This is a genomic window from uncultured Empedobacter sp. (assembly GCF_937930195.1).
Lineage (GTDB): Bacteria > Bacteroidota > Bacteroidia > Flavobacteriales > Weeksellaceae > Empedobacter > Empedobacter stercoris.
Window position 1 is genome coordinate 1 of record NZ_CALGVK010000082.1, and the last position, 10,091, is coordinate 10,091.

Here is a 10,091-nt window from a genome sequence, read left to right on the forward strand (position 1 = left end):
GTTGTGTGATTCACAAAGATGTACCCGCCAATTCGATAATAGTGAATAAACAAGAACAATTAGTAAAGCTGTTGTAATATGAAATTCTCTGTTTTAATCGCTCATTATAACAATTGGAATTATTTCCAAGAATGTTATCAATCTATTCTAAATCAAACTTATCTCGATTATGAAATGATAATTGTAGATGATTGTTCTAACGATGGATCTTATGAAAAACTCGTGGAATTATCGAAGCAGGATGATAAAATTAAATTATTCCGTAATTCAGCAAACAAAAAAGTTGGGTATACCAAAAGAAGATGCGTTGAGGAAGCAAGTGGTGATATTTGTGGATTTGTAGATCCTGATGATAGGATTGTGGCTAATGCATTGGAAGATGTTATGGATGCGTACAAAAATAATGCGGACATCATTTCAACATATTCCAAAATTAAATTAATTGATGAATTTTCACAAGAAAAGGGTGAGTTTAACTTTACAAAAAAGATGAAAAATAATCATAAAACGTTTTTTAATATCAATTTTGAAGTGGCTCATTTTTTTACGTTCAAGAAAGATATTTATGATCAAACACAGGGAATAGATTCAAATTTAACTTCTGCAGTTGATCAAGATTTATACATGAAATTATACGAGTTAGGCGAGTTTTACTTTATTGATTCTTTCCAATACTTATACCGCATTCATGATAAAGGTGTTTCTCAAGATAAATCTAAAAAAACAAAATTGAATCTCAATTGGCACACAGTTTTATTGACAACATGTAAAAGAAGAGGGGTTGAGAAGTTGTATAACAAAAATGTCGATGACATAGAAAATTTACCAAAGTTTATCTTTGAAAAAGAGAATACTTTCTGGAAGAAGTTAAAACGAAGATTTTTATGACCACAATTATTATCAAATCGTTTAACCGACCGCATTATTTGGATCGTTGTTTACATTCTATCTATTTACACGTAAAAGGGAGTTTTGAAGTTAAGGTTTTGGATGATGGTACGCCACCACTGTATTTAGAAAAGATAGCGACAAAATATCCTAATGCACTTATTCTTCAATCAAATCAGTACAAAGAAAAGATTAAAGCGATTGAAGAAAATATAACGTCTGCTAAACCGATTGATGGGTTTACGATTCCTACAGATTTGTGGTTCAATACAGTCAACTCTTCATCTGATTTTGTTTTGGTAACGGAGGATGATGTATGGTTCACCAAATCAATAGATCTGGATGAATTAATCAACGAAATGAAATCCTTTTCGATTCCTCTTTTAAAATTAGGATGGTTAGGAAATTATTCTGACGATAAGAATTATAGAATCAAACAACTATCAGAACATATTTATCAAACACAACCTGTTGATTTGTTCACGTCGAACAAAGTGGTGATGGATTTGTTTATGTACAACAAGTACAAGTTTTTTACCATTTTGTATAAATTAGGTTTAGTTGATAATCAAACGAAACGAAAATATTGGGGAATTAATTCCATCTTGATGGGGTTATATCAAAAAGAATATTGGCTGAGCATTTGGGAAGATGCAAAAGGGGTAGTGGACGAAAAACAACAATTACGAAATGCTGCTGTTTGGTACCACAAGAATAAAAAAGCTGTTTTTGCAAGAACCAATCAGGAAGTGTTAAAAACTACTTTCCAATCTTCAGCAACGGGTTCGTACCATGAATATGGAAATCATTTTGATGTCAATCGAATGAATTATATTCTAAATGAAGCATGGTTAAAGGATGAATTTGATGCGATGGAAAATTATCCAAAAGATTTTTCGGATTACTACATCAAATCATTTTTAGAGCAAGCGAATCATTCTGATGCACAATATGAGGAGTGGTATAAATGGGCAGAAAAATTTAGAGCACAATATAGAAATTTAGGTGCTGAAGTAGATCATTAAACTAAATCACATAAAAAAAACCTCAACGATAAGTTGAGGTTTTATATTTTTAGTAATGATGGATTATTCTTGTACCAATAATCTGAATCCTTCGCCGTGAATATTCACGATTTCTACTGCTGGATCTTTCTTTAAATACTTACGTAGTTTTGCGATGTAAACGTCCATTGAACGTGATGTAAAATAGTTGTCATCGTGCCAAATGCGTGTTAAGGCAATTTCACGTGGCATTAAATCGTTTTTATATACGGCCAATAAACGTAACAATTCGTTTTCTTTTGGCGATAATTTTTGTGATTTACCATCGTAAATTAATTGTCTCAATTTTGCATTGAACGTGAATTTACCAATTTTGAAATCTTCTTGTTCAAATTTTTCTTCTTCACCCGAATTACGTTGTAAAACAGCTTTTATTTTGTACAATAAAACTTCCGAATCAAATGGTTTTAAGACGTAATCGTCTGCTCCAATTTTGTAACCATTCAACACGTCTTCACGCATATTTTTGGCTGTTAAAAATATAATTGGTTGTTCGCTTTTTAGTTCTTTGATCTCTTTTCCTAATGTAAAACCATCTTTTTTTGGCATCATCACATCAAGGATGCATAGATCGTAATCACTTTCTTTAAATTTGGCAAGACCATCTTCACCATCGATTGCGTGCGTAACGTCAAAATCGTTTATAACCAAATAATCCTTTAAGACGCTTCCAAAGCTTGGATCATCTTCTACTAAAAGTAATCGTTGTTTATCACTCATTGATCTATGATTTTAGAGGGATTTTAATGAAAAAAGTACTTCCTTTTCCTGCAGCACTTTCTGCCCAAACTTGTCCGCCATGCAGCTGAACAATTTTTTTGACATAAGCCAACCCAAGTCCATGACCTTTTACATTGTGTATATTTCCCGTTTCTTCTCTATAAAATTGTTCAAATATTTTTTTCAGAACGCTTTGCGGCATTCCCATTCCTTTATCAGAAATCTCAATTATAAAACTGTTGTCTTTATTGTATGTTTTTACGCGAATCTCTGGTGTGTTTGGAGAGTATTTTCGAGCATTATCCAATACATTAATCACGATATTCTCTAAATGGAACGGGTCTCCGTTGACAAAAGACTGTTCTGCATTGTATTCTTCAAATATTGTACCTTTTCTTTCTTCTACAATAAATCTTATCGGCTCAATACTTTTTTGTACAACACCGTTCAAGTTGACTTCCTGAAAGTTCATATCCATTTGATTTCGATCTAACTTCGACATACGTAATACCATCTCAACATGAGCGTTCATCCGTTTGTTTTCTTGTTTGATCAAATCAGCATAATATTTCACCTTTTCGGGGTCTGTATATATTTTTTCGTTTCTCAAGGCGTCAGAGGCAATATTAATGGTTGCAATAGGCGTCTTGAATTCGTGTGTCATGTTGTTGATGAAATCGGTTTTGATTTCCGAACTCTTGCGTTGCAACTGCATATAATAGATCGACAAGGAGAAAACCGTTATGATGATCATGGTTAAGATAAAAGTCAACGAAATAACCGGTACTGTTGGCGCAACAATGGCTAATTTTCGATTGACAAAATTGGCAGCCAAATAATATTCGATATGGTCTTTTCGATCCAAAAATAAAGGAACCATAAATTCGATCTTGTTGCGATCAAAATCAGCTGATTTGACATTGGTTTCAGTTGAATCTTTCTTTAAAACGGCTAAGATCGGAATGGCTTGATTGATTCCTCTGTTGCGTAATTCATTTTTTAGAATAGAATCCAACATTTTATAGTTAACGCGTTTGTCGATAGGCGTTGTTCCTGCATCCCAACGTGCCGCGCTTTCTAAGGTAAACGTTCCGTCTTGTAAAGCGTTTTCGAAATTCAAGTTTAGATTCGAAATTCCTGAAGAAGCTGAATCTTTGTCAATTTTAATGACACGTTCTTGTGAATAGATATTTGCTTTCGTTAAACTATCATTGTATTGACCAGAAGGCAACATCGATTTTTCGACCACATAACGTGTGACATAGGCATAAGTGACACCCAAAGAATCTTTGATGACTCTATTTGTCACGACTTGTGGTTTATCTTTACTTGATTTTAAATCAGATTCTATCGTACTAAATTTCTTGTAGTACTTATCTAATTCAACCTTATTTATTTTTTCAGTCGTGTAATTCATCGCTTGGTACACGTTGTTGTTAAAGCTTTCTGTACCGTTCTGAATGGTTAAATTCAACCAATAGAATTGAATAATAATCAATCCTATAAGCGCAACACTCATGATAACGATTAAGATTTTATAAAATCCTTTTTTCATCTATATGTTTATTGAATGATTAAAAATAGTTTAATCTTTTCTAATTTTTTCTAATTTATGCGAGATTGTTAGTGTGAAGCCATCTTTTTTTTGATGTTCATCAAGGCTTGTTCAACTTCATTTTTGAGGTGAGCAAGATCGCCATTGTTATCAATGATTACATCTGATTTGGCTATTCGCTCTTCATCCGAAATTTGATGATTGATTCTCGCCAAAATATCTTCTCGTGTTAATCCATCTCTTTCCATCGTTCGTGCAATTCGCTTTTCTATGTCCACCATAACACTTATTACCATATCGCAATCTTTGTAGCTCCCACTTTCGATTAAGATCGCTGCTTCTTTCATTACGATAGGTGTTTGTTGAGCAATTTTCCACGCTTCAAAATCTTTGAAAACCGCTGGATGAACAATTGAATTTAAAACTTTCAACTTTTCATTGTCTTGAAAAACTTGTTTGGATAGATAGGCTTTGTTCAACCCATTTTCATCATAAGCTTCTTCACCAAAAGCAGCAATGATTTTCGCTTTTACTTCAGAATTTTCGTTCTGAATAAGTTTTGCTCTTGTGTCAGAATTATACACTGGAATGCCCAATTCCTCAAAGAATTTTGCTGCGGTACTCTTTCCAGAGCCTATTCCGCCTGTGATTCCTACTACAAAAGGGTGGTTGTTTTTCATGGTTTGAAGTTAAAAAAATGCCGAAGAATAATTCCTTCGGCAATCAGTTAAATATATGTTAACCTTGAACTTAGTTTTTTTCTTCTACTGCTTTTTCTACTTTCTCAACTTTTTCAGTCGATTTTGAATAACGAGCAGCAGTTAATTCACGAGAAATAGCAGCTTTTTCAAATTTAATTTTTCCAGCTCCAGTTTCAATGACAACAGCATCGTCGTGAATCTCGTTAATTTTTCCGTGAATACCAGAAGTTGTTACGACTAAATCTCCACGCTTGATGTCAGTTTGGAATTGTTTTTCTTGCTTTGCTTTCTTTTGTTGAGGACGAATCATGAAAAAATACATAATCACGAACATTCCTCCGAACATTAAAAGCATCGACATTCCTCCGCCTTGAGCACCTGCTTGTAAAAAGATTGTTTGAATCATTTTTAATTTTTAATGGTTTATTATTTATTGTCCAAATGCTTGTTGAGCATTTTGATCATTTGCAGTTGCTCCAATAACGTTTGCAGAAATGTCAAAATTTTCTTGTCCATTTACTGTGTTTGTTACTAAAGTAACTGTTTTTTGTTGTCTTCCGTTCATGTTACCCGCCGTATACACAACTTTGATAGAATCTGTAGCTCCTACTGCAATAGGCGTAGATGGGAACTCAGGAACTGTACATCCACAAGTTGCAGACGCATCACGAATAACTAATGGTGATTTACCGTCATTTTTGAACTTGATATATGTTTCTACTTTATTATTGGCCTGTACTTCTCCAAAATCATGGTTTGCTTCGGCTAATGTTAAAACTGGAGCAGTAGCAGGATCTACAACATTTTCAGCTTGTTGAGCTGTTTCTTCTGCTGTAAAGTTATCGCTTGCTTTTTTTTCTCCACAAGAGCTGATTGCGAATGATAGGGCGAATGCACCTAAAATAAATAATTTACTTTTCATATTTATAATTATTTGTCTCAGTCAAATTTAAGAAAAAATAAAGATTATAATAAACCTCTACCGTATTTTGGTAAATTATTATTGTCTTTTAACTCTTTTAGGGTTTTATCTAAGATTCCGTTAACAAAAACGCGTGATTTTTCTGTCGAATAATTTTTCGCTAATTCGACATATTCATTGATGGTTACTTTGGCAGGAATGTTAGGGAAGTACATAAATTCTGTCAACGCCATTTCCAAAATAATCAAATCGATTGTTGCTATACGTTCTAATTCCCAGTTATCTGCTTTTTCGTCAATTATATTCTTCGTTTCCGATTGATGACGAATTGTTTTACGAAATAATTCTTCTGTAAACTTTTTGTCATCTACATCTTTGTACACTTTGAACAACGAAATCAATGGAGAACTATTTTGACGGAACGATTTAATCGTCGTATGAACCATTGCATTAGCAATGTGTACATCATCTGCCCAAGTAATTTGAATTCCTTCTAAGTAATCGTGCAAATCTTCGTATTCAGCAATCAATTCTACGAAAAAGTTCAAAATAAACTCTTTGTCTTCTTCGAAAGAACGGTTACCGCTATTCATGTACGTTTTGTACAATTCGCTTTCTGTCAAGTTTTTGTAGATGTTGTTTGGATAAGAATCATAAATATCCCAAAGTAAAAACTTGTTATCGTTCGAATAACGAGATAATTCAAGATTTTCTTCTAAAATTTTGAAAACTTTATTCTGAACAAATTTTAAATTTGGATTTAAATCTTCTTCGGTTGGAAAGTTTTTTGATTTTGCAAGATCTATTTTATGCTCTGCAATGTCCTTTTGAACTTTGATTAAATTTAGGATATAAATGTACAAATCATAGATTTGATCGATACTTCTCATCATATTTTTCTCGACCGTTCTTTCTTCGCCTTCCGTACCTAAACAATTGTAAGCATAGATATTCTGCATTACTTTTTCGCGTAGTTGTCTTCTTCCCAACATAATTTCAATGATATAACGTCTAATAAATTGATGCAAAGGTAAAAAAAAGAATGTAATTTTGTTTTGTGAAATCATTACAAAAGTTAAATAAATTTTTATGGAAGTATAAATGGAGGATTTTTTTAGGCTTCATTTTTACGATTTGTGCCAATTGGGTGCAAGTTTTTTCCGTGACATATATCAAAGAAGCAATCAATACGGTTGAAGAATTATTGCAAAATTTTAAACAAAACGGTACAGATAACCTCGAATTATTAAAAGAGGGGTTGATGTATGCCAGTTTGGCTTTTTTCTTTTTTAAAGTTTTGGGTGGAGTTTTAACGGTAGGAACGCGACAAATGATTATTGTGGCTTCTCGTTATATTGAGTTTGATTTGAAAAACGTGATTTATGATAAGTATCAAAAGTTATCCTTGTCATTTTACAAAAAGCACAAAACGGGAGATTTGATGAATCGCATTACCGAAGATGTCGCATTGGTGCGTATGTATCTTGGGCCAGGGATTATGTACCCCGTTGATTTGGTTTCTCGTGTCATCATTATCGCGTATTTTATGTTGCAGATAGATAAAGAGTTAACGTTATATACCTTAGCGCCTTTGCCTATTTTATCGGTTTTGATATACAATGTTGCACGAAATATCAACAAAAAAAGTAAACGTGTGCAGGAACAACAATCTACAATATCTTCTTCTGTGCAAGATACTTTTGCTGGAATTCGTGTTATTAAATCATTTAATTCCGAAACATTTGTAAAATCTAAATACCAAGTAGAAGCAGACGAATACCAAAAACGCGCACTAAATTTGGCTCAAATTCAAGCAGCTTTCGGGCCATTGATGGTAGTTGTAGTTGGCGTAAGTAATTTGGTGATTTTATATTTAGGCGGGATAAAATATATCGAAGGAACGATGGATATTGGTTCTATCGCTCAGTTTTTTCTTTACTTAAATATGTTAATTTGGCCTTTTACTTCTCTTGGATGGATTACGATGGTGGTACAACGTGCAGAAGCATCAATGACACGTATTAATGAATTTTTGAATGCTGAAACAGATGTCAAGGAAAAGCAATTGGTGAATCATCATGTACAAGGAACAATCGAGTTTAAACATGTTTCTTATGTGTACGAAAATACAGGAATCAAAGCCTTGGATAATGTTTCGTTCAAAATTAATAAAGGAGAAACGTTGGCAATTCTTGGAAAAACAGGATCGGGTAAATCGACCATCGCTTTATTAATTGCACGTTCTTTAGAACCGACTTCTGGTGAGATTTTAATTGATGGTAAAAATATTCATGATATCAATGTGGAGTCTATTCGAGAAGAAATTGGATATGTACCGCAAGAAGCATTTTTATTTTCGGACTCGTTGACCAATAATATTTTATTTGGTTCGGATGATGAAGATGAAAAAACAGCAGAAATTTTTGCCAAGAAAGCTGTTGTACATGATAACATTGATCGTTTCAAGGAACGTTATGATACTGTTGTTGGAGAACGTGGTGTTACACTTTCGGGAGGTCAGAAACAACGAGTTTCTATCGCTCGCGCATTGGTAAATGATCCAAAAATTTTAATTTTTGATGATAGTTTGTCAGCTGTAGATACCGAAACAGAAGAACAAATCTTGAATAATTTAGCTTCAGAAATTGAAGGTAAAACAACAATCATCATCACACATCGTGTTTCTTCGGCAAAGCGAGCAGATCAGATTTTAGTGTTAGAAGATGGTCGTGTTTTAGAGAATGGATCAAACAGCGAATTGTTAAATAAACAAGGTTATTATTACGATTTATACAATAAACAACTCTTGGATTAGGTTTTTAAGAGTAGAATCAATAAAAAAATAGAAAATATTTGCCTAAAATCTTGTTGTTTTCTTAATTTTTTTTAGATTTGTTATGAAACATTTAACAAAAACGCTATTAGACTTATGAATGATTTTGAAAACCAAGAAAAGGTGGATGCAGAAGGAGTCTTTTCCAAGGTATTAAGGGCAGGAAGAAGAACCTACTTTTTCGATGTCCGCGAAACAAGAGCAGGTGATTATTACTTGACGATTACAGAAAGTAAAAAAAATACACAAGAAGATGGGAATGTGTACTATAAAAAACATAAAATCTATTTGTATAAAGAAGACTTCGAGAGCTTTAAGGAGATGTTAGACGAAACAACAGATTTTGTTTTTGCTCAGAAAGGACAAGAAGTGATTTCGGAAAGACATCAAAAAGATTTTGATCCAAAAAATAAAATGGCAAGTAAAGATGATACACAAGTGGAGTCTTTTACGAATATCAATTTTGACGATATATAAGCCTATTTAAATGCGTAAAAAGGAAAACCTCCTCTCAATTGTTGAGAGGAGGTTTTTTATATCTTTTTTTTTACATTGATTAATTTGTTGTTTTTCACTGTTTATCTAAAAAATGATAAAGATTTCTCGCTTCTTCAAAATGACATATTATATGGGATTCTGAAACGCGTTCAGAATGACAACAAATTTGAATATTGAAAAAGGTAGAAGAAAATGTCATATGATTTGGAGACGAGTGTCAAAAAGTTGAAATTAAAAGGAGAAGTTCTGTTTGAGCTTAGGTATATATGTTCATTTTTATTCATGATTTTTTTTATTGTTTTCAAATGAATTCATATGCCCTTCCGGGAAGTCTTGACACAAAAACGAACCAAAAAGGTCAAGACTTCAATTTTCGCCGATCAATTATCATTTTACTCACAAAAAGATTAAATGATTCGCATATGCTCACTAATCTTTTTCACCTTCGTTTCAATGGATTGAAGCTCGTCTACAAATCGTATGTCTGGTCTAAAATTCGTTGTTAAAAGTGATTGAATGAGCTTGGGATTCTTTGGCAAGTTCAGAATGAGAACGAATTTAAGTATTGAAAAAGGAAATAAAATCCGACGATTTAGAATCGAAATGTAATTCAACTCTAAATTATTGAAATTAAAAAGTTGGAGTGTTTGAGAGAAGCGAGTTGCCAACTTTAAGAAAATAATTTAGTTAGTTGAATTACCTGAGCCATACCATGGCTCCTCCTTTTAATTTCAAATGTTTTTTGGATGAGCAAAAAATGAAAAAATGTTAATGATTTAAAACATTGAATGACTGAAACTAATTTTGTCCGTTGAAAATCAAAGACAAGAGTTTTTTGGTTACTTTTTTGCTCTTTTCCCCGAAGGGCATATGAATACCGATAATTAAAATAGATAAGTAATGAATAAAA

General features: G+C 32.8%; 11 protein-coding genes. 4 read left to right on the plus strand and 7 right to left on the minus strand.

Features of this window, described 5'->3' with window-relative positions; genetic code table 11:
• Nucleotides 1-78 precede the first annotated feature (78 nt).
• On the plus strand, nt 79-888 hold the full coding sequence (locus Q0616_RS05170; protein ID WP_298775565.1) for a glycosyltransferase family 2 protein: 810 nt from the start codon (nt 79-81) through the stop codon (nt 886-888).
• A complete protein-coding gene (locus Q0616_RS05175) occupies nt 885-1,913 on the plus strand; it encodes a glycosyltransferase family 2 protein (protein WP_298775567.1) in 1,029 nt (342 codons plus the stop codon). Before Q0616_RS05170 ends, Q0616_RS05175 begins: the two co-directional genes overlap by 4 nt.
• Nucleotides 1,914-1,976: 63 nt before the next feature.
• Here the strand turns inward: Q0616_RS05175 and Q0616_RS05180 are convergent, their stop codons facing one another.
• The 6 genes from Q0616_RS05180 to nusB all read right to left on the minus strand — a co-directional run bounded on the left by Q0616_RS05180 (nt 1,977) and on the right by nusB (nt 6,917).
• A complete protein-coding gene (locus Q0616_RS05180) occupies nt 1,977-2,672 on the minus strand; it encodes a response regulator transcription factor (RefSeq protein ID WP_171623967.1) in 696 nt (231 codons plus the stop codon).
• A 4-nt stretch (nt 2,673-2,676) separates the two neighbouring features.
• Entirely contained in the window at nt 2,677-4,227 is a 1,551-nt protein-coding gene (locus tag Q0616_RS05185; protein ID WP_298775569.1) for a HAMP domain-containing sensor histidine kinase, read from the minus strand.
• 68 nt (nt 4,228-4,295) lie between these two features.
• The gene (gene coaE / locus Q0616_RS05190; protein ID WP_298775571.1) at nt 4,296-4,907 is read right to left on the minus strand and encodes a dephospho-CoA kinase; all 612 of its coding nucleotides are present in this window, start codon (nt 4,905-4,907) and stop codon (nt 4,296-4,298) included.
• A 70-nt stretch (nt 4,908-4,977) separates the two neighbouring features.
• Nucleotides 4,978-5,334, minus strand: a complete 357-nt coding sequence (gene yajC / locus Q0616_RS05195; protein ID WP_171623970.1) for a preprotein translocase subunit YajC — start codon at nt 5,332-5,334, stop codon at nt 4,978-4,980.
• A 24-nt stretch (nt 5,335-5,358) separates the two neighbouring features.
• Nucleotides 5,359-5,850: a DUF1573 domain-containing protein gene (locus tag Q0616_RS05200; protein ID WP_171623971.1), complete on the minus strand. Its 492-nt coding sequence runs from the start codon at nt 5,848-5,850 to the stop codon at nt 5,359-5,361.
• A 44-nt stretch (nt 5,851-5,894) separates the two neighbouring features.
• Entirely contained in the window at nt 5,895-6,917 is a 1,023-nt protein-coding gene (nusB, locus tag Q0616_RS05205) for a transcription antitermination factor NusB (RefSeq protein WP_298775574.1), read from the minus strand.
• Here nusB and Q0616_RS05210 point away from each other — a divergent pair.
• Both Q0616_RS05210 and Q0616_RS05215 read left to right on the plus strand, forming a co-directional pair.
• Complete coding sequence (locus tag Q0616_RS05210; protein ID WP_260541093.1) at nt 6,908-8,665, plus strand: ABC transporter ATP-binding protein; 1,758 nt, start codon at nt 6,908-6,910, stop codon at nt 8,663-8,665. The genes nusB and Q0616_RS05210 overlap by 10 nt on opposite strands.
• Nucleotides 8,666-8,779: 114 nt before the next feature.
• Nucleotides 8,780-9,160: a PUR family DNA/RNA-binding protein gene (locus Q0616_RS05215; protein WP_225541281.1), complete on the plus strand. Its 381-nt coding sequence runs from the start codon at nt 8,780-8,782 to the stop codon at nt 9,158-9,160.
• A gap of 691 nt (nt 9,161-9,851) precedes the next feature.
• Here the strand turns inward: Q0616_RS05215 and Q0616_RS05220 are convergent.
• A partial coding sequence (locus Q0616_RS05220; RefSeq protein ID WP_298775579.1) for a hypothetical protein occupies nt 9,852-10,091 on the minus strand: 240 nt, incomplete at its 5' end.